Below are 25,571 nucleotides of genomic sequence, written 5' to 3' on the forward strand. Positions count from 1 at the left end.
AGCGGATTCCAATCAAAAAGAGCAACCATTGACGCAGGCAGGGTGTTTGCCAAAAACATTTTGCCAGAGGCGATCATATTCGCCCGGATATAGAGCTGCCTTATCACTCCCGAGGCGTTTGGAAACCATGGTGTTATACCCAAGAATACCAACCCAACTGCGCAACCCGTGAACCACGCAAGAACAAACATCCCAAAGGCTTGGATAGGTTGATCAATCGTAATGGGCGCAAAGACAATGTGATAAATCGTCAAGACAACAAGAATGGTTAGGAATTGTTTGTACAACGTTGTCATAGCCGCTGCGCAAATCGCAATGAGTGTGTTCATCGGTGGATGCATCATCATCGCTGACGTCGGACTGCCGGCACCGGCAATTGCGCTTACCGCTGTAATGTGGGTCATAAACAGGAAGACGCCGCTCATAATATAAAGCATAAAATCGCCGCGTACCGGGGAGCTTCGCAGTCCGATGAGTTGGAACATTACGTAGAATACGATGACCAATGTCAGACCTTTGAGCATATCCAGCAAGATCCCGACAACCGCGTTTCGGTGTCCGCCGCGCATCGTGTGCACAATCGTATAATAGGTCACACCTGCCATCGCAAAAAAGATGCGAGTTTTGCTTTTGTGGACGGGGGTTTGGAACATTGTTTGCAGGGGCCTTTGGTTGCGGTGACGGCTTTGACGCTTAGTCTCGCACGATAACCTTGCTGATCTCTTGACGCCAAAGCATAAGCAACCCCGCGAGAGTTTTCAACGACAGGGTGTTGCTGAATGGACTATGTAAAACTGACGGCGGTGATGCGGGACTTGGCTTTGCGGGCAGGCGACAAGATCATGGAGATCTATGCCGCCGATGATTTCGATGTGCGGTCCAAAAGTGATGACAGCCCCGTGACCGCTGCAGATGAAGCCGCTGATGCGATTATCAGCGCAGGCTTGCGGGCTGCATTTCCCGATGTGCCGCTGGTGACCGAAGAACAATCAGCTTCTCACGCGCAAGAGGTCAGCACATTCTTGATCGTTGATCCATTGGACGGCACAAAGGAATTCATCAAAAGGCGCGGTGATTTCACGGTCAACATCGCCTATGTTGTCGATGGGCAGCCCGTCCGTGGTGTGGTTTACGCGCCCGCAAAAGGCAGACTTTTCTATACCGATGAAACGGGTATGTCTGTAGAAGAAACGGGCCAGTTCGATAAGTCGATCGCCGGTCCACGAAAGCCGATCAAGGTGTCTACGCCTGACAATGCGGCGCTTTTGGTTGTGGCTTCAAAATCCCACCGCGACGCGGCAACAGATACCTACATCAGCAAGTATGCGATTAAGGATATGAAAAGCGCCGGATCGTCGCTCAAGTTTTGCCTGATTGCGACTGGTGAGGCCGATCTTTACCCGCGTCTTGGCCGAACGATGGAATGGGACACCGCGGCCGGTCATGCTGTGTTAACTGGTGCAGGTGGCCGCGTTGTGCGGTTTGATGATCATAGTGACCTTACCTATGGTAAACCGATATTTGAAAATCCGTTTTTTATTGCTTACGCCCCGGGCGTTGCGTTGGAGAAAGCTTAATGTCTGTTCTTATCGTTATTCCTGCACGCTACGCATCAACGAGGTATCCCGGGAAACCACTCGTCAGTCTGCGTGGTGCAACAGGCGAGGCAAGAAGCCTCATTAAACGATCCTGGGATGCTGCCTGCGCGGTTAAGGGTGTCGACAGGGTGGTCGTTGCGACTGATGACGGCAGAATTGCGGATGCAGCACGGGCATTCGGGGCCGAGGTCGTAATGACCTCTGAAACTTGCGCGAATGGCACCGAAAGATGCGCAGAGACGCTGGTGCGCATGGCCGGTGATTTCGATATTATTGTGAACCTGCAGGGTGATGCGCCTTTGACGCCTGCCTGGTTTGTCGAAGATCTGGTGCAAGGCTTGCGCGACAACCCGCAAGCCCAAGTGGCAACGCCAGTTTTGCGGACCGAAGGGCGCGCCCTGAATGGACTGCTGCAAGATCGCCGTGAAGGACGCGTTGGGGGCACCACGGCTGTTTTCGGGGCCGATCACAACGCACTATATTTCTCGAAAGAAGTAATCCCTTACACAGGGTCAACTTATTCAGATGATGACGATACGCCTGTGTTTCATCATGTCGGTGTATATGCCTATCGCCCCGATGCTTTGAAATCTTACCCCGACTGGGAAAGCGGCCCTCTGGAACATCTGGAGGGCTTGGAACAGCTGCGCTTCTTGGAGCGCGGTGTGCCAATGCTTTGTGTTGAGGTCGCAGCAAGGGGTCGTCAGTTCTGGGAATTGAACAACCCCGAAGACGTACCGCGTATCGAGGCGATGTTGGTAGAAATGGGCCATGGATAAGTAGGTTCACTAATTACCGGACCATTCTTGTTAGTCCGGCCTTAATATTAGACTGTTAACCAGTTACATTTGAACTATCGCGCAAACTGATCATTGAAGGCACTCACATGAATAGAAAAGTTTCAAAAGCGATTTTTCCCGTTGCAGGTTTGGGAACCCGCTTTCTGCCTGCGACCAAATCCGTGCCCAAAGAGATCATGACTTTGGTCGACCGCCCCTTGATTCAATATGCCATTGATGAGGCGCGCGCTGCTGGTATCGAAGACTTCATTTTTGTGACCTCGCGCGGAAAATCCGCGCTGGAGGACTATTTTGACGTATCACCCGATCTTGAGGCGGCATTGGAAAGTTCAGGCAAGACTGAGCTGCTCGAGACTTTGCGTAATACGAATATGGAAAGCGGCACGATTGCATACTTGCGCCAACACAAAGCGCTTGGGCTTGGGCATGCGGTGTCTTGTGCGCGCAAACTGATTGGGGATGAACCCTTTGCGGTTATTTTGCCTGACGACGTAATCGCGGCCGAAAAGCCGTGTTTGCAGCAGATGGTCGAGGCATATCAAGAAACTGGCGGTGCAATGGTTGCGACGATGGAAGTGCTGCCAACGCAGACGTCGTCATACGGTATCTTGGACATCGCAAGCCAAGATGGACCGATTGTGTCCGTCAACGGATTGGTCGAAAAACCTGCATTGGGCGCGGCGCCATCGAACCTTGCAGTTATCGGACGCTATATTCTGACGCCGCAGGTTTTAGACAATTTGGACAATATTGGTCGTGGTGCTGGCGGAGAGATTCAATTGACTGACGCGATCTCGGCAGAGGTCGCTGCAGGGCGCAATGTATTTGGCTATCGCTTTGATGGCCAAAGATACGATTGCGGGTCAAAGGCTGGCTTTTTGCAGGCGACGGTTGCGTTTGCACTTGCCCGTGCAGAATTGCACGATGAGTTTGCCGCATTCTTGGCGGATATGCATGCAGTGAAGCAGGCTGCGCAGTAGCGAATACAGTGGGATGCCAATGAGCCGCGCAAAGGGTCTTCCGGGTCTATGGGGCGCATATCGACTGCGCTGGAAACGGCGGCGTTTCTTGTTTCGGGTCTGGCGCAAGCGCAAGCAGATCAAGGCGGTCCATGATCGGACGTCAAAACTCTCAAGTGATGCGATCTTTGTGTTTTCAACTGTGCGCAATGAAATGTTGCGCCTTCCTTACTTTCTAAAGCACTACCGTGCGCTTGGCGTCGACCATTTCTTGATTGTTGACAACGGAAGCGATGATGGGACGGCAGAATTTCTGGCAGCGCAAGCTGATGTTTCGCTTTGGACGACAAAGCACAGCTATCGATTGGCGCGATTTGGAGTTGACTGGCTTGGCTGGTTGCAAGCCAAGCACGGGCATAATCGATGGTGCCTGACTGTTGATGCGGACGAGTTGCTGATCTATCCGGATTATCAGTCGCGTGACCTCAAGGCGTTGACGGCGTGGCTCGATCAACAAAACCTGACATCATTCGGCGCGCTTCTGCTGGACCTCTATCCAAAGGGGCCGCTTGGAGATGCCAATTACTTGTCTGGCGGGGATCCGACAAAGACGCTTTGTTGGTATGATGCGGACAATTATCGCCACAAATACCACCCTTATTATGGCAACCTATGGATTCAGGGCGGCGTCCGCGATCGCATGTTTTTTGCAGCCGAACCAGACCGCGCGCCAACATTGAATAAGACGCCGTTGGTGCGCTGGAACAGACGCTTTGCCTACGTGAGCTCTACGCATCAGATATTGCCCCGGCATCTGCATGATGTCTTTGATTTTGAAGGAGAAAGCAAGACGAGCGGGGTTCTGCTGTATACCAAGTTCTTGCCGAACATTGGTGCGAAATCATCAGAAGAACTTGAGCGTAAACAACATTTTGAAAACAGCATCCATTACACAGATTACTATCGACAAATGATAGAGAACCCAACCCTGTGGTATGATGGTTCGTCATCTTACTCGAGTGATCAGAAGTTGGTTGAACAAGGGTTGATGTCAAAAGGATCTTGGGTCTGATATGCGTTTATCTAAGCGCAGGAACAAGAAGCGATAGCTTTGGGAATTTGGACATCATATCGGTTGCGGTGGCAACGCAAGTACTGGCGGATGCGTGCATTGCGCAAAGGTCGCGCGTTGCGTTCAGTTGCAAATCGTACCAACCGGATCGGCGCTGACGATATTTTGCTCTTTTGCACCTTCAGAAACGAAGCTGTGCGGCTGCCATATTTTCTAGAATATTACCGAAAGTTGGGGATCAACCATTTTTTCATGGTCGACAACGACAGTAAAGATGGTGGCGCTGCATTCATCTTGGAACAGCCGGATGTATCACTTTGGTCCACCAAAGCCGCATATGGCGATGCACGATATGGCATGGATTGGCTCACCTATCTGCAAGGTAAATATGCGCCTGGCCACTGGGCATTGACCGTCGATGTCGACGAGTTTTTTGTCTATCCATTCTGTGACACGCGCCCGATAAGCGCGCTGGCCGATTGGCTTGATGCGTCTCAAGTGCGGTCCTTTGGGGCGATGCTTTTGGATATGTACCCCAAGGGTCCGGTTGGGCAGACGGCGTATGTCAAAGGGTCTGATCCATTCGTGATTGCGCGGTGGTTTGATCCGGGCAACTACATCATGACCAAGAACAAACTGCTTCAGAACCTTTGGATACAAGGTGGCCCGCGCGCGCGCACTTTCTTTGCTAGCAAGCCCAAACAAGCGCCAGCGTTAAACAAAGTTCCTTTCGTTAAATGGCGCAAGCCGTATGCTTATGTCAGTTCAACCCACATGATTTTGCCGCGCGGATTGAACCTGGTCTATGACCAGCAGGGCGGGGAAAAAACCTCTGGCATTTTGCTGCACGCGAAATTTCTGAATACTTTTGGCGCACGCGTGACCGAGGAGGCATTGCGTGGCGAACATTATCAGGCCGGACGGGAATATAAGTCATACGCTGATAGGCACGGGGCGGACCCAGATTTCTGGTGCCAATGGAGCGAGCAATACATTAACTGGCGTCAGCTTGAAATTCTTGGCCTGATGTCAAAAGGGAACTGGGCATGACGCTGGGTGTGATCATGTTAATCCACACCGGTTTTGACCGTGCCGAACAAATGGCCCGCCATTGGAACGATGCGGGCTGTCCTGTCGATATCCATATCGATAGCAACGTTAGCCGCGCCTCGCACGATCACTTTGTCAGCGCCTTGTCTGATCTGAGCATGGTGCGCTTTTGCGCGCGGCAGCGCTGTGAATGGGGGACATGGGGGCTCGTGGCTGCTTCGCAGGCTGCAGCGACGATGATGCTCGAGGAATTTGCTGATGTTTCGCATGTCTTTTTGGCATCAGGATCGTGCCTGCCATTGCGCCCTGTGCAAGAATTGCAGGCCTATTTGCAAGAGCATCCGGATACCGACTTTATCGAGAGCGCAACAACATCGGACGTACTTTGGACTGTTGGTGGTTTGGACCGCGAACGCTTTACGCTGCGGTTCCCGCTGGCTTGGAAGAAACACCGCAAGCTGTTTGATTGGTTTGTGACGTTGCAGCAAATGGTGGGGTACAAACGCAAGATTCCAGAGGGCCTTGTCCCGCATATGGGATCGCAGTGGTGGTGTTTGACGCGCCAAACGCTTGATGCGATTCTTCAGGACCCGAACCGACCCGTTTATGATAGGTTTTTTCGCCATGTTTGGATCCCTGACGAGAGCTATTACCAAAGCGTTGTGCGATTGCATGCTCGGACGGTCCAAAGCCGGTCGCTGACGCTGGCAAAGTTCGACTATCAAGGTAAGCCGCATATTTTCTTTGACGATCACCTAGAGCTTTTGCAGCGATCTGACTGCTTTGTCGCACGCAAGATCTGGCGCGATGCAGAGGTTCTGTACAAGATGTTTCCCCAGCCCGTCGATGCGGACCGGTTGGGTGCAGCGCCGAACACGGGCACTGTTGACCGGCTTTTTTCCCACGCTGTGGAACGGCGAACACTGGGACGTCCGGGACTTTATATGCAAAGCAGATTCCCAAGCGCCGACCGTGAGAATGGTGTTGCCGCGGCACCTTATGCGGTCCTTCAGGGCTTTGATGATGTCTTTCCGGACTTCAAAAGCTGGCTCACCGAACGCACAGGTGCACAGGTGCATGGGCATCTTTTTGCAAAAGACCGTGTGCATTTTGCGGACGAAAGCAGAATCTATCGTGGCGGCCTGTCGGATCATCCCCGCTTGCGCGACTATAACGCAAAGATGTTCCTGACCAACCTGATCTGGAATGGCCGGGAAGATCAGCATTGCTTCCAATTTGGTCCTGCCGACAGCCAAGAGGTACAATGGACCCTTGCGAAAGACACGAACGCCAGCATTTGGGTGATCTCTGGGGCATGGTCGATACCGCTTTATCGGTCGGGGCGTTCCGCCAGTGAGGTGCGCGCCGAGGCTGCTCGTTTGCAGCGGATCGAAAGCAAGTTCCTCAAGACGTTGCGCGGGCCGCATGCACATGCACGGATCAAGATCATGACTTTGGCCGAATTCATCGAAACGCCGATGGATGTTCTGCAAACGATTATCGACGACATTGCTGGCCACAAAGGCAGAGCATTGACGCAAACGCCTAAGATGGCCGACCTGACGGGACTTGCCGATTTCTTGCAAGAGCTGCGCAACCAAGGCATGCACCCGTTCCTGACCGGAGATATCACCCAAGGCAATTTGCGCAAAGCACAGGCAAAGCCGCGTCGTAAACCTTATATTATTGCCCAGAAATGACGAATTTTGACTATTTCATAGTGCTGGCTGAAATGCGCACTGGGTCCAATTTGCTCGAAGCAAATTTGAATACGCTGGCAGGCGTTAGCTGCCATGGCGAGGCATTTAACCCCTCATTTGTGGGTCGCCCAAAAACCGAAGAACTGTTGGGCATTGATCAAGCGACGCGTGAAGAAAACCCAGAATTGTTGCTTGAGCAGATCAAGAACAGCGATGCGCTGGCCGGTTTTCGGTTCTTTCACAACCATGATCCGCGCATACTGCAGACCTGCATAGCTGATCCGCGGTGTGCCAAAGTTATTCTGACCCGTAATCCGGTCGATAGCTTTGTCAGTTGGAAGATTGCGCAGGCCACGGGTCAGTGGAAACTGACAAACCCGACGCATGCAAAAACCATCTCAGTTGACTTTGAACCGGACGCTTTTGTAGCCTATCTAGAGGCGCTTATGGCCTTTCAGGCCCGTGTGCAGCACGCACTTCAAACCTCTGGGCAGACCGCTTTTTATATTGGCTACGACGATTTGCGGGATGTTGATGTGATGAACGGCTTGGCCGCGTTTTTGGGCACCGATTCACGTCTTTCAAACATCAACAAGAAGTTGAAAAAACAAAACCCAGAGCCGTTGGATCAAAAAGTCCGTAACTTTGACGAAATGCAGCAAGCGCTGCGGGGGATGGATCGCTTTGATCTTGGACGAACCCCTAATTTTGAACCAAAGCGGGGGCCCGCGATCCCAACGTATGTCGCAGCACCCAAAAGTGGGCTGCTTTATATGCCCCTTCGGTCTGGTCCAGATGCTGCGATTTGCAGCTGGCTTGGTGCAGTTGATGGGGGGCAGTCGCAGGATGTCATCGTGAATTTCTCGCAGCGATCATTGCGCGACTGGCAAATAACCCGCAGTAAACACCGGACCTTTGCGGTCTTGCGCCATCCGGTCGCGCGGGCGCACGCCGCGTTTTGCGATCGAATTCTGTCGCGCCAAAAGGGCAGTTTCCCCGAACTTAGGGCAAATCTGCGTAAAGTTCATAAATTACCAGTTCCACCAGACGGCACCGATTTTTCAAACGAAGATGGGTATGATGAAGCTGCGCATCGGGCCGCATTTTTGGCGTTTCTGCAGTTCTTAAAGGCTAACCTTTCTGGGCAAACGAGCATTCGGGTCGACCCGTCATGGGCCAATCAACACACATTGTTGCAGGGAATGTCGCAGTTTGCATTGCCAGATGTGATCTTGCGAGAGGATGACTTGCATCACGATTTGCCACATCTGGCGTCACAAATAGGAATCGGCAATTCCCCTGAATGGGTCGCAGGGCCGCACCCTGAGAATGACCGTTTGTCAGCTATCTATGACCCGCAAATCGAACGCGCCGCGCAAAGTGCTTATGCGCTTGATTACCGCATTTTTGGATTTGAAAGCTGGGCCTAAGCGGCCTGCGATGCCTGCACTTCGGTCAAAATTGTATGCAGTGTGCTGGCGCTGGTGTTTGCGCGAAGTTTTGCACAAACCGCATCATCACGCAGCGTGCGTGATACCAATGCCAATGCTTTAAGGTGATCAACACCTGCATTTTCTGGTGCAAGTAACGCGAAAACCAGGTCAACAGGCTGGCGATCCACCGCATCGAAGTTGAGCGGTTTTTCTAGGCGCAGGAACAATCCCACGACACGATCAAGTTCAGGAAGGCGGGCATGCGGCAAAGCGATGCCTTGACCAACACCCGTCGGGCCAAGCCCTTCGCGCTCAATCAAGGCATCAATTACGTTGGTCGCATTCAGGTCATAGCTTGCTTCGGCAAGCTCGCCCAGATCATGAAAGAGACGTTTTTTGCTGGTACATGACGAAATTGTCTTTACCGCGTCGTGCTTGAGAATAGTGCCAAGTTGCATCAGCTTTGTCTCTCGTCAGTTGGCTGTTTACTAACCCGATGTCTTTGGGTCGACCCAGCCAATGTTTCCGTCTTCACGCCGATATACGACGTTAACTTCATTATTCTTTTCGTTCCTGAAAACCAGTACCGGTGCACTCGCAATTTCCATCTGCATCACGGCTTCACCAACCGAAAGCGATGGGATCTTAGATTCCATCTCTGCGATAATGATCGGCGTCGCGTCGTCATGATCAGCGCCTTCGGTCTCTTCTCTTGATTCGAGGATATATGACCCTGCATCCGAAAGTTCAACAGGCTGTACCCGATCCCTATGGTGGTCCTTGAGGCGGCGTTTATACCTGCGAAGCTGCTTGTCCATCTTTTCGGAACTCGCATCAAATGCGGCATAAATTTCTGTCGCCTTTCCAGTTGCTTGCGCATTTAGGCCAGTCGAAAGATGCACGACAGATTCGCAGACATACTCGTGGGCTGATTTTGAAAATACCACATATGCTTCGGTTGGTCGTCCCGCATATTTACTCAGGATTTCGTCCATTTCGGTTTTCACGTGGGTTTGAAGTGCTTCGCCAATATCGATTTGCTTGCCGCTGATTTGGTAACGCATCGTTTCTCCTTAATTAAGCCACGAGGTGTCTGAATGCAGGTCAGCCTAAGCTAGCCTGCGCGAGGAACCTCGACATGTCTGAGTATGATAACATCCTGATTTCTTTTGACTTATCCCAAACTGCCAGCGCTGTGCCGGCAAGGATAAGGGAAAAGATCTAGGGTTCGTCATCTTCTACAGTTGGCGACAAAACCCTAGGTCTTGTCAATGATACAGTCATGCAAAGGATGAAAAGAATCAGTTCACGCGGAAATTATTGCCCAAGTAAACGCGGCGCACATTGTCGTCTTGTATGACCTCTTGGGTGGTCCCACTCATGAGCACTTTTCCGTCATGCAAGATGTAAGCGCGATCCACAATCTGCAGCGTTTCTTGCACGTTATGATCCGTGATCAGAACGCCAATGCCACGGTTCTTGAGGTCAGCGACCAGGTGCCTGATTTCGCTGACTGCGATTGGATCGACACCTGCAAATGGTTCGTCCAACAGCACATATTTCGGGCCTGCGGCAAGGCATCGCGCGATCTCGACGCGGCGACGTTCACCACCAGACAGGGCCATTGCAGAGGCGCGGCGCAAGTGTTCGATCGAAAACTCAGAGAGAAGTTCTTCGAGCCTTTCGCGCCTGCGGTGTCGGTCAGGGACCGCAATTTCGAGGATTGAGAGAATATTATCTTCGACAGACATACCCCGAAAGATCGACATTTCTTGGGGCAAATATCCAATGCCAAGTTGGGCGCGGCGGTACAGTGGCAAGCTTGTCACATCGCGCCCGTCAATGACGACGCGCCCGCTTTCTGGTGTGACCAATCCAGCAATGGCATAAAAACAAGTGGTTTTGCCGGATCCATTTGGGCCAAGAAGGGCAACAACCTCGCCTCGTCCAAGGTCAATGCTCACGTCGCGGATGACGGGACGCTTACGATAGCTTTTGCGCAAATTAATGATCTTTAGCCCGACGTCGCCGTCTTGGACTGAAAGGCTAGCGGGCTGTTCCATCAGTTGTCGCCCTGTTGCAGAATGGTGCGTACGCGGCCGTCCATGAGGGCCGTGCCGTCGGTGACGTTGATAACCATCCTGCCAGCAGAAATTGCACTTGCCCCTTGGGTCAGCAGGACCTCTCCCGTTAGAACCAACAATCCAGTCGTAATGTCATAGTCTGCCTGCTGGGCCTCTGCGGCCTCTGTTGTGGTCACAAACGTCACACCGTTTGAGGCAAGCAATCGCGCGATTTGTGAAGTGTCTTCGCCATAAATCACCTCGACCTGACCAGCGGTGATGCGCAGATCGCCTTGGCCAATGATGACGTTTCCGTCAAAAATAGCCGTGCTGGTGTCTTGGTCGATCGAAAGGCTATCTGCGGAAACCTCAATTGCGGCGCTGGTATCAACGGACAAACCGCCCAAAGCGACGCTAGTTTGTGCAAACGCACTATCAGCCAAGAAAAGGGAGGCGCAAAAGGCGAGTAATTTCATCATGCGGCACTTGTCCTTTGTCACGGAGTGATTGGTTCATATAGCAGGCGGACGCCATTGGTGAACAGCATCTGTTGGCCTGCTTCAGGTGTCTCGACTTGAAAAGTTACCATTCCCGCTGTCAGTGCGCCAAATGGGGCGCGTATTTCGAGCAAACCGTTTGATGTCACGCGTCCCGTCTGGAGTTCTGCCACCAAGCCGTTTGTCTCCATTTCGTAGCCGTTTGAGGTTTGCAGCCGGGCCAGCCCAAGAAAGCTTGCGATGCGCGCTCGGCCGTCAACTTCGCCTTGCACGGCGGTCACTTCGACAAAACTGCCATCGGTTGTGTCCAGCCGCATGCGGATATCGTTGATTTGCAGAGTATCCGGGCGCGCCACATCTGGTTGCGCTGATTTTGCTGCAATGATGATAATGTCGCCGCTGTCTGTGACACCTGCAAATTCGGGGGCTGTCACCTTTTGTTCGCGGGCGATTTCTTCGGCCTTTGCCAAGGCGGCATCATCGGGTGTGTTCGCGTCACGGGCGAATAGAAATAAGGTAGACAATAGCGCCAAGGCACTCATTGGCAGGATAATTTTGGCCCACCCAACCAACTGTGAATGGAGGTTATCTGCCATTAGCATCGCTAGACAATGCCTGCTCTTAGGCAGTCATGGATATGCAAAAAGCCGGCAACTTGACCTTCTTGCGCCGGATCAACCGCGAAAAGACACGTGATTGTTCTCGCATTCATGAGTGCGACAGCCTCTTCGGCAAGTGCATGTGGTGCCATTGTCGCAGGGTTTGGGGTCATCACCTCACGGGCAGTGCGGTCCAGCAGTCCCGACATATGTCGCCGCAGATCGCCGTCTGTCACGATACCGATCAGTTTTTGGTTCGCATCGGTAACACCAACCACGCCGAACCCTTTTTGGCTAATTTCCAACAACGCTTCGCTCATCGGAGTGTCGGCAGGGACAAGCGGGATTGCGTCCGCCTTATGCATCAAATCTGATATTTTTGACAGTCGCGCGCCTAATTTGCCACCTGGATGGAACTCGCGGAAGTTTTCGGGCGTAAATTCGCGATGCTCCATAAGGGCCACGGCCAGTGCGTCCCCCAAGGCAAGTGTCATGGTGGTCGATGTCGTAGGCACAACGCCTGTGCCGCATGCTTCGCCCAAATCCGGCAAGACAATGCTAACGTCGGCGCGGGTCAAAAGCGTGCTGTTGGGCTTGCTTGCCACGCCAATCATCGGGATGGAAAAACGGCGGGTGTAGGCAACCAGATCTGCCAATTCAGGGGTTTCACCGGAGTTGGACAAGACCAAAACAACATCGCCACGGGTCATCATACCAAGATCACCATGGCTGGCTTCGGCGGGATGGACAAAGTGGGCAGGCGTTCCGGTGCTTGCAAACGTGGCGGCAATCTTGCGGGCGATATGGCCAGATTTACCCATCCCGCTGATGATGACGCGGCCTTTTGCATTCAAAAGCAGTTCAACTGCTTGCGCAAAACTATCGTCTAGTTGGTCGGCCAGTTGTGTCAGCGCGTCAGCTTCGACTGTGATCACCCGTTTCGCCGAAGCGAGGAATTTTGCATGATCTACCATTAGTGCGAAAAGATATCTGTTTCTGGCCAACCAGCCAGATCTAGCTGCGCACGGGTCGGTAGAAAATCGAAACAGGCTTGCGCCATTTCAGTGCGACCTTCACGCGCAAGCAGGTCGTCGAATTTCACCTTGAGTTGGTGAAGATAAAGAACATCCGAAGCAGCATAATCCAGTTGCGCAGGGGTTAGCGTCAATGCGCCCCAATCGCTTTGTTGTTGGTGTTTGGAAATATCGATCCCAAGCATGTCTTGCAGCAATGTCTTCAGCCCGTGCCGGTCCGTAAAAGTCCGCACCATTTTGGACGCAATTTTCGTGCAAAAGACCGGCGCTGTTACAGCGCCAAATGCGTTCAGAAGGGCAGCGATATCAAAGCGGCCAAAATGAAACAGCTTGAGAACTGCCGGATCTTCTAACATGGCACATAGGTTGGGTGCGGTGGTTTGCCCGACTGCGACCTGAACAAGGTGGCAATCGCCGTCGCCGCCCGACATTTGGATCAAGCACAAACGATCACGATGCGGGTTTAGCCCCATCGTCTCGCAATCAATCGCAACGATTGGGCCAAGGTCTAGGCCGTCCGGCAGATCATTCTGGTAGAGGTGATTGGCCATGGATTGCCCTTTTTCTGGAAGCTGTGCCCTTTCAGATACGGCTTGTCGGGCTGATCCTCAAGTCCGGTGTGCAACAACAGGCATTTCTTGCTCTGCATGCACTGACTTCGCGGCATTAAGTGCAAGCCAAATTGCAAATTCTTTCGCAGGCATTGGCCGGCCAAAGCCATAGCCTTGCCCGACGCCGCATCCACGATCATTCAGGTGTGCTGCTTGGGTGGCTAGCTCTACGCCTTCGGCAACGACATGCAGTCCGAGTTCGCTTGCCAGTGCAAGTATGGCACGTACAACACTGTCAGCGGCACGATCGGGCAATGGCGCAATCAAAGAACGATCCAGTTTCAGGCCTGCCAATGGAAGCTGGATAAGCTTTGCGAGCGAGGCATACCCCGTGCCGAAATCATCAAGCTCTAGCGCAATTCCGCATTCAGCGAGACTATCTATATTTATGGCAGCCATGTCATCGTTGCCGTTGATCAAAGTCGTTTCCAGCACTTCAATGACGACTTGATCGGCTTCTAGTCCAGATAGGCGCAGTGCTAGCAGGAACCGTTCGATCAATTGAGGGTCAGAGATCGTATCAGGTGCCGCATTCAAAGAGATTACAGGATGCCAAACTTTGCTAATTTGCCATTCATACGCCAGCGCCATCGCAGATTTCCAGACAGCATGGTCAAGCTCTATCATCAAGCCGGCCCGTTGTGCTGCTGGCAAAAATACATCCGGCATAATTAGCCCACGCGTCGGGTGCCGCCACCGCGCCAGCACTTCGGCGCCATGCAGTTTCCCATCCGACAAACGTACTTGCGGTTGAAACCAAGGTTCAATTTCACCCTTTTCAATGGCCTCGCGCAAATCGAACTGCATCTTCTGCATCAAATGACTGTCTTGTCGCAGGTCTTGGGTAAACTCTTGCGTCCGGTCCCCGCCTTCGCTTTTGGCGAACTGAAGGGCGGTGGCTGCGTCCGCAACGATATGCATCGGTGCCCTGACTTGGGTACCGATCGCGACATGCCCGATGCTGGCGTGAATTGAGATGCGCCGCCCTTTGACGTCAAAAGCGGCTTTTAGGGCGTCTTTGATCCGCCGCAAGACCGCTGGTGCCGCTTCTGCGGATGTCAGGACAAATTCATCGCTTCCGACATGCGCCACGATGTCATCGTAGTCGACACAACCCTTTAGCGCACGGCTTACGGCGATCAAAAGCGCGTCCCCATAAGCATGCCCCAACATATCATTTATTGTTTTGAAGTCGTCAATTCCAACAAGATAAAGCTGCCAATCAGCAGATTTCTGATTGCGTATTGCGGTCTCCAGAAATGCCTCGAGTGATGTGCGGTTCGGCAGTTCAGTCAACGGATGATGGTTTACAAGATGCTTTAGCCGTCTGTTTACTTGCGTTAGCCGCGTTTGCGACCGCCGCAGCACATTCGTCTGCCGTTTCATTTTTATGTAAGCTGTTTGTACTGCGTATTGTGCAGGCCAAAAAACAAACAGCGCTTCAATAAGCACAACCAGTGCAGATACGCCAAAGAGTAGCTTTTGCAGCTGCGTGAAAAAAGCTGTTTCAGCCTCAAGTTGCTTGGCGATCAGCGGGGCGACCATTAGCAAGTCATCAAGTAACCCACCCGGGTCATAAAGTGCGTGCATTTGCTGCAAAGTCACACCGCGTGTATCAGTTGGGCCAGCAGTCATATTGCGTGCCAAATCGGTAAATGAACGGATACGTTGATCTTGTGTCGCACGGTCATCAGCTTGCCCAGAGAGTGCTTTGTGCAACGCGAAATGCGCAATTTCGAACTGCGAAATGGACATGTTGTAGTCGGCGATTGCGTCTATGTTCTGGAGGTTCAATTGTTCTGCATTGTCAAGAATGCTTTGCACGCGAAGCACTTGATCATTGCTGGCCTCAATCCCGTCGGTGGCAACGATTCCACGCGCGCGGACCGATGTGTTCAGCCAGTACATTGCAAGGATCAGGCTCAAGAAAACTGACAGGGCAAGCACATAGTGCTGCCACAACCGGTCTGGGTTGCGCATCGCAAGCCGGGCAATGCGCCGCAATATTAGTTTTACCTGAGTTCGCATCAAACGATTCCTGAGCAACATTCAGGGAATCAATCGGTGATATTGATTAAATTTGCGTTGAAAGCACGCCGATTATGTCAGCGCCGCTAGCATATGATAGCGAGCGGTAAAGTCAGCACGCACTGCAACTGGCGGTCGGAGTTGGAGTGTCAGACTATTTGCTAGGTCGCGGTCTTGCTTGCCGAAAAACCGGTCTGCCTCTGCGACAGTGAACCCTGCAATTTGCACGGCTTCAAGCCATGCTGACAGCTTATCTGCCCTTTTAATCTGCCGTTTCACAGTCGCAGGTATCTGCGCGGGCAAGCCGAAACGCAGATGAATAGCGGCCGTCAGGCGGTCATCCAACGTGCCATAACCGGGCCCGACAGCGGCCTTAACAGGACTGATCATGTCACCAATCACATATTCCGGCGCGTCATGTAAAAGGGCGGCAAGTTGCCACTTAATTGGCGCAGTAGGCTGCTGGATCGCAAAAATATCGGTGACAAGCAGCGAATGTTCGGCAACCGAATACGCAAAATCACCTTTGGTCTGCCCGTTCCAGCGGGCAACAAATGCAAGCCCGTGTGCGATGTCTTCGATTTCGATATCGACAGGTGTTGGGTCAAGCAAATCGAGCCTGCGCCCGGACAGCATCCGCTGCCATGCTCTGGGTTGGGGTTTGGGCATGGGTGCTCCGAAATCAGGCGATGGAACTGACATAAATGGGTGCGGGGCAATCGTAAACAGTTGGGTCTGTTTGATGTACATGAAGTGTTAGGGAATTGCCTTTATCGCTACCAGAAGTTGGCGAAAGACAGGCGCGACAATGCTCCCATTGTCGCAAGCAATCAGCCCTGCTATCAGCGCGGCAATAAAGTTAACCGCGCCGCAGGAGGCAGCAATGCAAGATTACATCGTCAAAGATATCAACCTCGCCGAATTTGGACGCAAGGAACTTGATATCGCAGAAACAGAAATGCCAGGCCTGATGGCGTTGCGCGAAGAATACGCTGACAAAAAGCCGCTCAAGGGTGCGCGGATTGTCGGTTCGCTGCATATGACAATTCAAACGGCGGTTTTGATTGAAACGCTGGTTGAACTGGGCGCTGACGTGCGCTGGGCCTCATGCAATATTTTCTCTACTCAAGATCATGCCGCTGCTGCAATCGCGGCTGGTGGTACGCCGGTTTTTGCGATCAAAGGCCAAAGCTTGGAAGAGCATTGGGATTATCTGGATAAGTCGTTCATGTTTACTGACGGCCCAAACATGATCCTTGATGATGGTGGCGATGCGACGCTTTACGTTTTGCTTGGTGCGCGTGCTGAAGCTGGCGAAGATGTTATTCCGGTTCCAACCTCTGAAGAAGAAGCTGTCATTAAGGTACAGATTGCAAAGCGTATGGCAGAAAGCCCAGGCTGGTTTACCAAAACGCGAGATGCAATCAAGGGTGTCTCGGAAGAGACAACAACCGGTGTGCACCGTCTATATGACCTGCATAAGAATGGTCAGCTGCCGTTCCCTGCGATTAATGTGAACGACAGTGTCACCAAGTCGAAGTTTGACAACAAATACGGATGCAAGGAATCCCTCGTCGACGGTATTCGCCGTGCAACTGATACAATGATGGCCGGCAAAGTTGCCGTTGTGTGCGGATACGGCGATGTGGGCAAAGGGTCTGCGGCGTCCTTGTCAGGTGCTGGTGCGCGCGTCAAAGTGACCGAAGTCGATCCTATCTGTGCGCTTCAGGCAGCGATGGACGGCTTTGAAGTTGTACTTCTCGAGGATGTCTTGGGGTCCGCTGACATCTTCATTACCACGACTGGCAACAAAGACGTTATCCGGATCGAGCATATGCGCGAAATGAAGGATATGGCGATTGTTGGCAACATCGGCCACTTCGATAATGAGATTCAGGTTGCTGCACTGAAAAACCATAAGTGGACGAACATCAAAGACCAAGTTGACATGATCGAAATGCCTTCGGGTAGTCGTCTGATCCTGTTGTCCGAGGGCCGTTTGCTGAACCTTGGAAACGCGACAGGGCATCCATCGTTTGTTATGTCTGCGTCGTTTACCAATCAGGTGCTGGCGCAGTTGGAAATCTGGAATAAATCAGAAGAGTACGGCCCAGGCGTCTTTATCCTGCCCAAGCATTTGGACGAAAAAGTTGCCCGCCTTCACCTTGCGCGTATTGGCGTAAAGTTGACCGAGCTGAAGAAAGAACAGGCGGACTACATTGGCGTTACCGTTGATGGACCGTTTAAGCCTGAACACTATCGTTATTAAAACTGATGCGGCATGCCAAACGTCAGCAACTGGCGCAGCATGTCGCCAACAAGACAAGCAATGATGTGAAACGCAGCTGGGCCTTGGTAAATGGCCTTGCTGCGTTTTGCTTTGCGGGTGCGCTAACGTTTATTGGTTATCAGTTCTTCGTTCACCCCGATACACCACTGCCGCAGGAATGGAACCCAACGCAGCCCTTAGCGATCAACGATCCGGTCACGCCGTTGACGGCATGGAAGTTAGACCGTGCAGCAGCAAACTTTGATCAATGTTTAGAAACACTTGCGGGTCACGCAATAATAGAACGCCTTGCCCCGATCAAGGAATCACCGCAGTGTTTTGTCAGTGACCGAGTAACTTTGCGCAAGATCGGGGAAGCGCGTGTTCAGCCTTTGGAAACCCGCTGCGCGATTGCGCTGTGCATGGCGATGTGGGAGCGCCATAGTTTGCAGCCCGCTGCGATGGCGCTATTGGGTTCCCGCGTTGCCGACATCACCCAGATTGGCAGCTACAATTGCCGCACATTGCGCACCACCAACGGTCCGTCGACCCGGATGAGCACTCATGCGACTGCAGATGCGATCGACATTTCGGGTTTCCGTATGGCAGACGGAACCGCTATCCGCCTGATAGCAGATTGGGAAACGTCTGGGCCCAAAGCTGCATTCTTGCGGGCTGTACGTGATGGTGCATGTGATTGGTTCAGCCTCACTTTATCGCCCGACTATAACAGTTTGCATGCAGACCACTTTCATTTGCAGTCGCGCGGCTGGGGGTACTGTCGCTAGGTCGTGACAGCTGCGTGCCTATTCTACGACTTACGAAATCAAACCAAAAAGCGAAAGATCGCTGCTCTGCTGGCTTTTTTCTTTACGTTTTATAGCAAGTCACTTTAACGTGCCCGCAACACGGCAACTTAGGTCGTGCCATAAAAAGTAACTCTAACAGCGGGGACATTCTCATGGGAAAAAGAGACGATTTGATTGCAAAGTACGCGGATGATCTGAAAAATAAATGCGGCATGACGCCTGACATGGACCTTCTCACGAAGGTGACTATCGGGTGCGGCCCAGCGATTTATAACGCAGACGCCTCAACTGTTGCTGGAAGCCAGCCGGCTGAACTTGAAACAGTTAAGAACAATTTTCTGATGAAGAAACTTGGCCTAAAAGATGGTGCGGAACTGGATACGGCGATCGCATCCGTTCTTGAGACATACGGTCAATCCGAGCGGAACAAGTACCGCGCAGTTGTCTATTACATGCTAACAAAACACTTCGGCAAAGAGTCCGTTTACGGTTAAGTTCGGCCCAAATCGCTTTTCTACGCCCGCCAAATTGGTGGGCGTTTTGCGTTTGGGTTTAGGTGATCTGACCAAATTGAACTAAATTCGATCTGCTTAGCATTTGCAAAAATGAGTTCCAGTGCGGTAGTTAGGACAAGTAGGACTAGGATGGTCCGAACCAAATTCAAACACGTGTGGTGGTAATGGAGCACGTGGGGATGAAAGAGGGTTCGGGCTGCGTCCGGACCCTCTTTTTTTGACGAAGCTATGAGTCAGTTTGACCCATCTCGCAGATCAATTCCCATTCCGCATCGCTGACAGGTTGCACTGAAAGTCGCGAACTTTTGACGAGGGCCATCTCTGCCAAACGCGGCTCTGCCTTGATCTCTACCAGCGTGACTGGCCGCTTGAATGGGCGCATTGCCTTGACATCAACACAGTCCCAACGCGGATCATCGGTGGTGCTATCCTGGTGTGCCTCGGCGCAGATTTCGACAATACCGACGATTTCCAGTCCGGTACGTGAATGATAAAAGAACCCTTTTTCACCCAGCTTCATCGCCCGCATATTGTTGCGTGCTTGATAATTGCGCACGCCGTCCCACTGTTCGCCTGCATCGCCTTTGGCCACTTGCGCGTCCCATCCCCAAACGTCGGGTTCGGATTTGAACAGCCAATACGCCATCAGCCGATTACCTTTTTCCAAGCCCGAAGCGTCACGTCGCTGAACAGTCCTGCTTTGGCGTAGGGGTCGTTGCCAGCCCACGCCTGAGCGGCTGCCAGATCAGCGACTTCAAGTACGATCAGTGATCCGCACATTTGATCCGCTTCATCCAAAACAGGTCCAGCCATTTCAACCACACCGGTTTCGGCGATATAAGCCAAATGGGCGTCGCGGTTGTCCATGCGGGTTTGTAGGGCGTTGGGTTTGTCTTTGGTCATCAGGGCAAAACGCATTTATTCTTCTTTCAATGGGCGCGACAAAAGCGCGTTGAGCGCCGATGCCACGTCTGTTTTTCCGGTCGTCAAGTCCGCGACCACGGTGCAAATCGGCATATCAATGTTCAGCTTACCTGCCAACTGACGCACAGCGCGGGCAGTTGCGGCACCCTCGACCGTTGTTGTTAGGTCAAATGCATCGCCCCGCCCCAAGGCAAATCCGTAACGGTAATTGCGTGATTGGTCGGACGTGCACGTCAGCACCAAGTCGCCGAAACCTGACAGGCCCGACAGGGTTTCCGGCTGCGCGCCCAGCGCCAATGCCAAGCGTTGCATTTCGGGAAAACCGCGAGTGATGAGTGCCGCACGCGCGCTTTCGCCAAGCCGTGCGCCCATTGCGATACCGGAAGCGATTGCAAGTACGTTTTTCAACGCCCCGCCTAACTCTGCCCCGATCACGTCGGTTGTGCGATAGATCCGTAAGGTCGCGGTCGAAAGTGCTTTTTGGAGGGTTTCGCCTTGGTCGTCGTCGGCGCAAGCAAGCGTCAACGCCGTCGGCAAGCCTCGCGCGATGTCGGCCGCAAAACTAGGGCCTGTCAGCATAGCGGGCACAGCAGTTGACACCAGATCGCCGATCGTGCTGGCCGGCCCTGTCATGAGGGTCAGGTCAATGCCTTTGCAGCACGCCACTAGGCTTTTGCCCCTCAGCGCGTCTGCGTGCGCTGTCAGAAAGGCGGGTAGGGTCTGCGCCGGGATCGCGATAAGTATCGTGTCACATGCAAAAAGCGGGGCTAAGTCAGACGAACAAGATAGATTGTCTGGCAGCGTGATGTTGGGTAATTTGAGGTTGCTACGATCGCGTTGCATCATAGAGACGGCCGCCTTGTCGCGCGCCCAAAGCTGGATATCATTGCCATCCAACGCGAGTGCAACACCCAAAGCTGTGCCAAATGCACCACCGCCAGCGATACCGATTTTCATGCTTTCGCCCCCTTTTTGCCCGACCCCAGCAACGGTGCGGCGCGTTGATCTAACGGCCAACGCGGACGTGCCGACAAAGTTAGATCGTCAATCCCGCCTGCTGCCATTTTTTCAAGACCCGCATATGCAATCATCGCTGCGTTATCTGTGCAAAGACGCAAAGGCGGTGCGATGAACGCGACGTCGTGCTGTGCACATAGCGCCATCAGCCCTTCGCGGATCGCCCCGTTTGCTGCGACTCCACCGGCAATTGCAAAGCTTGGGGTCGCGGGATTGAGGTCCGCGTAAATTGCCAAGGCCCGCCGCGTTTTTTCTATCAGCACGTCGGAGACGGCGACTTGGAAGCTAGCGCTTAGGTCGGCTTGATCTTGGGCGGTTAGCCCGCCCTTTTCTGCGGCAATCCCATCGCGCGCGCGCAGGATTGCGGTTTTTAAGCCAGAGAAAGACATGTCACATCCGGGCCTGTTCAACAAAGGGCGCGGCAGTGTGATCCGCTTGGGGTCACCCGCTTTCGCGGCTTTTTCGACTGAAGGCCCGCCAGGTTGTGGCAGCCCAAGCAAGCGCGCTGTCTTGTCGAAAGCCTCGCCGGGGGCGTCGTCGATTGTGCCGCCAATGCGTTTGAATTTGTCATGTGCTTCGACAATTAGAAACTGGCAGTGCCCACCTGAAACCAGCAGCATCAGATAAGGATATGCGACTTGATCGGTCAGGCGTGGTGTCAGGGCGTGACCAGCCAGATGGTTTACCCCGATCAAAGGCAGGCCCGTCGCTGCCGAAAGCCCTTTGGCGCACATCACACCGGACAGAACGCCGCCGATCAAACCCGGCCCAGCGGTCACTGCGATCCCGTCGAGGTCAGATAATGTCGTACTTGCAGCGGCCAAGGCTTCTTCGATGCAATGATCCAGCTTTTCGGCATGCGCCCGTGCTGCGATTTCGGGGACAACCCCACCAAAAGCCGCGTGAAGTGATGTTTGCCCATAAACGACCGACGATAGAACGGTATCACCGCGCACCACGGCTGCGGCGGTGTCGTCACAGCTGCTCTCTATTCCAAGAAGGGTCAGGGGCTTTGTCATCATGCTTCCGGTTGCTTGTCCGCCAGACGCAGGTAACATTGCATATGCCCGCAAACAATGGTGCCCTTATGACGCCCACCCTTATCGTGACACGACCCATTGCCCAAAGTGAAAACTTTGCGGCGTCAGTTTTGTCCGCGTGGAATGGTCCGCTAAATCTGATTATCTCGCCTTTGATTGAAATCGTCCAAGTGCCTGCGACAGTATCTGATGTAAGTTCTGTGATCTTTACGTCTGCCAACGGGGTGAATGCGGCGCGCAATTTGCGCCTGCCCGCAGGGATGAAAGCGTGGTGTGTCGGGGACAAGACCGCCCAAATAGCAAAGCAGGCGGGGTTTGATCCGATTATTGGGCCCGGCGATGCGGAGGGGCTTGTTGCCCGTCTTATGTCTGCTCGCCCCACAGGACGCATTGCCCACATTCGCGGGGCGCATGCGCGTGGCGATGTAAGTGAGCGGCTGAATGCAGCGGGGCTGAGCTGCATTGATGTCGTTGCCTATGATCAGCAGCCTTGCGCCTTGTCGCCACAGGCGCTTGCCGCGCTGAATGCAAATAAACCTGTGATATTCCCCCTGTTTTCTCCGCGCACAGGCACCATATTAAATCAGCAAGGGCCGTTTGTGGCGTCCGTCCATGTGGTCGCATTAAGTGAGGCGGTGGCAAATGCCGTCGACCCTGCTTTGGATTGGGACATTACTGTGGCGTCCACGCCTGATGGGGATGCTATGAAGATTGCGACCTTAGCAGCGTTGCAGCGTTGCGTTGGGAAAGACTAGCAATTTGGCGGTTGCTTGAGGGTCCAGCAGAGGCAGGATAGACTAAACGCGCACCTGCAGGTTTTGCAGGGAAAGCGCTGAAAAGGGTGAGAATAGTGGCAAAACAGCCAGCGAAAGGTCGAAAGACCCCGACGAAACCAGGGAAACCAGCGGATCAGGCGGCAAAGACGCCCGAATCGGTGGCTAAATCTGGGCCTGTGATTGACGCAATTCCTGCTGAGGTTCGCGCGAAAGCGGCCCCTGCCACGCCTACGCCTAAAAAAACAGCACCTGCATCTAATCCCGCTGCGGATAAATCCAAGATCGATCCTGTCGTCGAAAAAGAAGCGGCGGTCGCAAAACCTGCGCCGAAACCTGTTCCCACACCTGCGCCTGCGCAACACAATAGCTTTCTGCCGCTCGCACTGGGTGGTTTGGTTGCTGGTGTGATTGGCTTTGCAGTGGCGACTTTTACTGCGCCACAGGCAGACAACACCCTTGCGAACCAATTGGCCGCGCAATCCAGTACGATTGCCGAACTTGAACAGCGCGTGGCGAACCTGCCTCAAACAGATCTGAGCGGAATTGAAGCTACGCTTGCTGAGCTGACCGCACGTTTGGATGAAATCGAAGCACGTCCAGCCGTGGTCGCAGCCCCAACTGGTGACGTATCCGCTGTGACTGCTGACATGGATGCATTGCGCGCCCAGATCGCTGAAATGACGGACGCTGCGCAGACAGAATTGTCACAAGCCCGCGCTGCTGCGGCCTCAATCGAAGAAAACGCAGCCTCTGCTGCGCGCAATTCCGCAGCGCGTGCTGCTTTGTCGCGTGTGCAAACCGCCCTTGAAAGTGGTGCGCCGATTGGTGCCGCGCTGGGCGATCTTGAAGAGGCAACAGGCAGCGCTGCACCAGATGCATTGGTCGCGGCTCAAGACGGTGTGCCAACCTTGGCCAGCCTTCAAGAACAGTTCCCCGAAGCCGCCCGTGCAGCACTTGCTACTGCGCGCAGTGAAGGTGTGGCCGGCGAAGAAACGTCAGGTATTGGCGCATTCTTGCGCAACCAGTTTGACGTACGTTCAACCGCGCCCCGCGAAGGCAACGATGCAGATGCGATCCTGTCCCGCGCAGAAGCCGCTGTTCGGACTGGCCGCTTGTCTGATGCGTTGGCCGAAGTAAGTGCTTTGCCAGAAGTCGCACGCGCTGCGATGTCTGATTGGCTTGCCCTTGCCGAAGCACGCGCAAGTGCTGTGGCCGCTGCTGATATCCTTTCTTCAACCCTTTCTGACAACTAAAGGCGAACCCCCAATGCTATGGTCCCTTATTAAAATCCTCGCGTTTGTCTTGGCTGTCACTGCACTCACTTATGGTGGCACGCAGTTGATGGAGGTTGACGGCGGTGCGACTGTCGATGTTGCCGGACAGGAATTCACCCTTAGCCCGCTTGAGATGGTCTTTGCGTTTGTCGCAATGGTTGTCGCGGTTTGGGTCGGTTTGAAATTGCTGGCGCTTTTGGTTGCCACGTTCAAGTTTTTGAACGGCGATGAAACTGCGATCTCGCGTTATTTTGACCGTAACCGCGAACGCAAAGGCTATGAGGCACTTAGCGAAGGTATGATGGCGCTCGCGTCTGGCGAAGGCCATTTGGCGATGACCAAAGCGGCGCGCGCTGACAAATATCTGCAGCAGCCGCAGCTTACAAACCTGCTGACTGCCCAAGCCGCAGAGATGACAGGCGATCGCCGCAAGGCCGAAGAGACTTATAAAAAACTGCTGACTGACAACAAAACACGCTTTGTCGGTGTGCGCGGTATCATGAAGCAAAAGCTGGCTGATGGGGATACTGACACCGCACTCGCGCTGGCGAAAAAGGCGTTTGCGCTGAAACCAAAACACGAGGAAACGCAGGACGTATTGCTGCGCTTGCAGGCAGAAACATCCGATTGGGCCGGCGCGCGCAAAACGTTGGGCGCAAAGTTAAAATCCGGCAGCCTGCCGCGCGACGTGCATAAACGCCGCGATGCTGTTTTGGCATTGTCAGAAGCGCGTGACATTCTGGACGAAGGCAAAACAATCGAAGCGCGCGAAACGGCGATCGAAGCAAATCGTTTGTCGCCCGATCTGATCCCGGCCGCGATTATGGCAGCCCAAGGATATATCGGCGAAGGCAACGCACGCTATGCGACGCGCGTTCTGACGAAGACTTGGAACACACATCCGCACCCCGATTTAGCCGCCGCCTTTGCCGAGATTGCACCGGATGAGACTCCGCAAGAACGGCTTAAGCGCTTTACGGCTTTGACAAAGGCGACTGCAAATCACCCAGAGACAAAGATGCTTTTGGCAGAGCTGAACATTGCAGCCGAGGAATTTCCAAGTGCGAAACGTGCGTTGGGCGACTTGGTTGAAACAAACCCGACTGCACGCGTTTTAACATTGATGGCTGCAATTGAACGCGGCCAAGGTGCCGACGATTCCGTTGTGCGCGGCTGGCTGACACGCGCATTAACAGCGCCCCGTGGCCCGCAATGGATTTGCGAGAATTGCCAACATATCCACCCAAGCTGGACGGCAACATGCAACAATTGCGGGTCTTTCGATACACTTGCATGGAAAACGCCTCCGGCGAGTGATGTCGCTATGCCGTCAGGAACAGAAATGTTGCCATTGATCGTCGGTCAAAAGACAGATGCGCCAGTGCCAGTGACAACTGCTGTCGAAGAAGCAGAAGTGGTAGAAGGCGACCAGAGCAAATAGCGCAAAGCGTATTTTTTGCAGTTCTGATCCTTTGGCTGGCTATTGATACCAGTGCTGGGGCA

General features: G+C 53.3%; 27 protein-coding genes. 13 read left to right on the forward strand and 14 right to left on the reverse strand.

The window, feature by feature from the left end:
• Nucleotides 1-653 (reverse strand): ABC transporter permease (locus QZ197_RS02695; RefSeq protein WP_296429790.1); only part of this gene is annotated, 653 nt, incomplete at its 3' end.
• Nucleotides 654-779: 126 nt separating this feature from the next.
• Between QZ197_RS02695 and cysQ the strand changes: the two genes are divergently transcribed.
• From cysQ to QZ197_RS02730, 7 genes are all read left to right on the forward strand, one after another.
• Nucleotides 780-1,577, forward strand: coding sequence for a 3'(2'),5'-bisphosphate nucleotidase CysQ (cysQ, locus tag QZ197_RS02700; protein WP_296429792.1), 798 nt, complete (start codon nucleotides 780-782; stop codon nucleotides 1,575-1,577).
• On the forward strand, nucleotides 1,577-2,377 hold the full coding sequence (locus tag QZ197_RS02705; RefSeq protein WP_296429793.1) for a manno-octulosonate cytidylyltransferase: 801 nt from the start codon (nucleotides 1,577-1,579) through the stop codon (nucleotides 2,375-2,377). The genes cysQ and QZ197_RS02705 overlap by 1 nt, the downstream gene beginning before the upstream one ends.
• Before the next feature lie 107 nt (nucleotides 2,378-2,484).
• Entirely contained in the window at nucleotides 2,485-3,378 is an 894-nt protein-coding gene (gene galU / locus QZ197_RS02710) for a UTP--glucose-1-phosphate uridylyltransferase GalU (protein WP_296429795.1), read from the forward strand.
• Nucleotides 3,379-3,559: 181 nt separating this feature from the next.
• On the forward strand, nucleotides 3,560-4,429 hold the full coding sequence (locus QZ197_RS02715; protein ID WP_363157879.1) for a glycosyltransferase family 2 protein: 870 nt from the start codon (nucleotides 3,560-3,562) through the stop codon (nucleotides 4,427-4,429).
• Nucleotides 4,430-4,519: 90 nt separating this feature from the next.
• On the forward strand, nucleotides 4,520-5,479 hold the full coding sequence (locus tag QZ197_RS02720) for a glycosyltransferase family 2 protein (RefSeq protein WP_296429853.1): 960 nt from the start codon (nucleotides 4,520-4,522) through the stop codon (nucleotides 5,477-5,479).
• Nucleotides 5,476-7,179, forward strand: coding sequence for a beta-1,6-N-acetylglucosaminyltransferase (locus tag QZ197_RS02725; RefSeq protein ID WP_296429798.1), 1,704 nt, complete (start codon nucleotides 5,476-5,478; stop codon nucleotides 7,177-7,179). Before QZ197_RS02720 ends, QZ197_RS02725 begins: the two co-directional genes overlap by 4 nt.
• Nucleotides 7,176-8,609 carry a sulfotransferase family 2 domain-containing protein gene (locus QZ197_RS02730; RefSeq protein WP_296429800.1) on the forward strand — a complete coding sequence of 478 codons (1,434 nt, stop codon included), beginning with the start codon at nucleotides 7,176-7,178 and terminating at the stop codon, nucleotides 8,607-8,609. Before QZ197_RS02725 ends, QZ197_RS02730 begins: the two co-directional genes overlap by 4 nt.
• Here the strand turns inward: QZ197_RS02730 and ptsN are convergent.
• The 9 genes from ptsN to QZ197_RS02775 all read right to left on the reverse strand — a co-directional run bounded on the left by ptsN (nucleotide 8,606) and on the right by QZ197_RS02775 (nucleotide 16,113).
• Nucleotides 8,606-9,070, reverse strand: a complete 465-nt coding sequence (ptsN, locus tag QZ197_RS02735; protein WP_296429802.1) for a PTS IIA-like nitrogen regulatory protein PtsN — start codon at nucleotides 9,068-9,070, stop codon at nucleotides 8,606-8,608. The two genes, QZ197_RS02730 and ptsN, sit on opposite strands and share 4 nt — an antisense overlap.
• A 30-nt stretch (nucleotides 9,071-9,100) precedes the next feature.
• Nucleotides 9,101-9,676 (reverse strand): ribosome-associated translation inhibitor RaiA, encoded by a 576-nt coding sequence (gene raiA / locus QZ197_RS02740; RefSeq protein WP_296429804.1) that lies wholly within the window; start codon nucleotides 9,674-9,676, stop codon nucleotides 9,101-9,103.
• Nucleotides 9,677-9,913: 237 nt separating this feature from the next.
• Nucleotides 9,914-10,675, reverse strand: coding sequence for an LPS export ABC transporter ATP-binding protein (gene lptB, locus QZ197_RS02745; RefSeq protein ID WP_296429805.1), 762 nt, complete (start codon nucleotides 10,673-10,675; stop codon nucleotides 9,914-9,916).
• The gene (locus QZ197_RS02750) at nucleotides 10,675-11,154 is read right to left on the reverse strand and encodes an LptA/OstA family protein (RefSeq protein ID WP_296429806.1); all 480 of its coding nucleotides are present in this window, start codon (nucleotides 11,152-11,154) and stop codon (nucleotides 10,675-10,677) included. Before QZ197_RS02750 ends, lptB begins: the two co-directional genes overlap by 1 nt.
• Before the next feature lie 17 nt (nucleotides 11,155-11,171).
• On the reverse strand, nucleotides 11,172-11,768 hold the full coding sequence (locus QZ197_RS02755; RefSeq protein WP_296429808.1) for a hypothetical protein: 597 nt from the start codon (nucleotides 11,766-11,768) through the stop codon (nucleotides 11,172-11,174).
• Nucleotides 11,769-11,776: 8 nt separating this feature from the next.
• Nucleotides 11,777-12,745, reverse strand: a complete 969-nt coding sequence (locus tag QZ197_RS02760; protein ID WP_296429810.1) for a KpsF/GutQ family sugar-phosphate isomerase — start codon at nucleotides 12,743-12,745, stop codon at nucleotides 11,777-11,779.
• Entirely contained in the window at nucleotides 12,745-13,356 is a 612-nt protein-coding gene (locus QZ197_RS02765; protein ID WP_296429812.1) for a ribonuclease D, read from the reverse strand. Before QZ197_RS02765 ends, QZ197_RS02760 begins: the two co-directional genes overlap by 1 nt.
• A 57-nt stretch (nucleotides 13,357-13,413) precedes the next feature.
• Nucleotides 13,414-15,396 carry a bifunctional diguanylate cyclase/phosphodiesterase gene (locus QZ197_RS02770; RefSeq protein ID WP_296429815.1) on the reverse strand — a complete coding sequence of 661 codons (1,983 nt, stop codon included), beginning with the start codon at nucleotides 15,394-15,396 and terminating at the stop codon, nucleotides 13,414-13,416.
• 120 nt (nucleotides 15,397-15,516) lie between these two features.
• Entirely contained in the window at nucleotides 15,517-16,113 is a 597-nt protein-coding gene (locus tag QZ197_RS02775; protein ID WP_296429817.1) for an HD family hydrolase, read from the reverse strand.
• A 214-nt stretch (nucleotides 16,114-16,327) separates the two neighbouring features.
• Between QZ197_RS02775 and ahcY the strand changes: the two genes are divergently transcribed.
• The 3 genes from ahcY to QZ197_RS02790 all read left to right on the forward strand — a co-directional run bounded on the left by ahcY (nucleotide 16,328) and on the right by QZ197_RS02790 (nucleotide 19,016).
• Entirely contained in the window at nucleotides 16,328-17,713 is a 1,386-nt protein-coding gene (gene ahcY / locus QZ197_RS02780; RefSeq protein WP_296429819.1) for an adenosylhomocysteinase, read from the forward strand.
• Nucleotides 17,714-17,718: 5 nt separating this feature from the next.
• Complete coding sequence (locus QZ197_RS02785) at nucleotides 17,719-18,501, forward strand: extensin family protein (RefSeq protein ID WP_296429822.1); 783 nt, start codon at nucleotides 17,719-17,721, stop codon at nucleotides 18,499-18,501.
• Between the two features lie 173 nt (nucleotides 18,502-18,674).
• Complete coding sequence (locus QZ197_RS02790; RefSeq protein WP_296429825.1) at nucleotides 18,675-19,016, forward strand: DUF2853 family protein; 342 nt, start codon at nucleotides 18,675-18,677, stop codon at nucleotides 19,014-19,016.
• A gap of 247 nt (nucleotides 19,017-19,263) precedes the next feature.
• Here the strand turns inward: QZ197_RS02790 and QZ197_RS02795 are convergent, their stop codons facing one another.
• Genes QZ197_RS02795 through tsaD form a run of 4 tightly spaced genes read right to left on the reverse strand, consistent with a single transcriptional unit; the run spans nucleotide 19,264 to nucleotide 21,997 of the window.
• Nucleotides 19,264-19,683 (reverse strand): EVE domain-containing protein, encoded by a 420-nt coding sequence (locus QZ197_RS02795; RefSeq protein ID WP_296429826.1) that lies wholly within the window; start codon nucleotides 19,681-19,683, stop codon nucleotides 19,264-19,266.
• Entirely contained in the window at nucleotides 19,683-19,955 is a 273-nt protein-coding gene (locus QZ197_RS02800) for a YciI family protein (RefSeq protein ID WP_296429827.1), read from the reverse strand. The genes QZ197_RS02795 and QZ197_RS02800 overlap by 1 nt, the downstream gene beginning before the upstream one ends.
• Nucleotides 19,956-20,918 (reverse strand): NAD(P)H-dependent glycerol-3-phosphate dehydrogenase, encoded by a 963-nt coding sequence (locus tag QZ197_RS02805; RefSeq protein ID WP_296429829.1) that lies wholly within the window; start codon nucleotides 20,916-20,918, stop codon nucleotides 19,956-19,958. It lies immediately after the preceding gene.
• The gene (gene tsaD, locus QZ197_RS02810) at nucleotides 20,915-21,997 is read right to left on the reverse strand and encodes a tRNA (adenosine(37)-N6)-threonylcarbamoyltransferase complex transferase subunit TsaD (protein ID WP_296429831.1); all 1,083 of its coding nucleotides are present in this window, start codon (nucleotides 21,995-21,997) and stop codon (nucleotides 20,915-20,917) included. Before tsaD ends, QZ197_RS02805 begins: the two co-directional genes overlap by 4 nt.
• Before the next feature lie 68 nt (nucleotides 21,998-22,065).
• Here tsaD and QZ197_RS02815 point away from each other — a divergent pair, with 68 nt between their 5' ends.
• From QZ197_RS02815 to QZ197_RS02825, 3 genes are all read left to right on the forward strand, one after another.
• Nucleotides 22,066-22,773 carry a uroporphyrinogen-III synthase gene (locus QZ197_RS02815; RefSeq protein ID WP_296429833.1) on the forward strand — a complete coding sequence of 236 codons (708 nt, stop codon included), beginning with the start codon at nucleotides 22,066-22,068 and terminating at the stop codon, nucleotides 22,771-22,773.
• A gap of 95 nt (nucleotides 22,774-22,868) precedes the next feature.
• On the forward strand, nucleotides 22,869-24,047 hold the full coding sequence (locus tag QZ197_RS02820; RefSeq protein ID WP_296429836.1) for a hypothetical protein: 1,179 nt from the start codon (nucleotides 22,869-22,871) through the stop codon (nucleotides 24,045-24,047).
• A 13-nt stretch (nucleotides 24,048-24,060) separates the two neighbouring features.
• The gene (locus QZ197_RS02825) at nucleotides 24,061-25,509 is read left to right on the forward strand and encodes a heme biosynthesis HemY N-terminal domain-containing protein (protein ID WP_296429839.1); all 1,449 of its coding nucleotides are present in this window, start codon (nucleotides 24,061-24,063) and stop codon (nucleotides 25,507-25,509) included.
• Nucleotides 25,510-25,571: the final 62 nt, after the last annotated feature.

This window comes from Yoonia sp. (genome assembly GCF_017854415.1).
In the GTDB taxonomy this organism is placed as follows: domain Bacteria; phylum Pseudomonadota; class Alphaproteobacteria; order Rhodobacterales; family Rhodobacteraceae; genus Yoonia.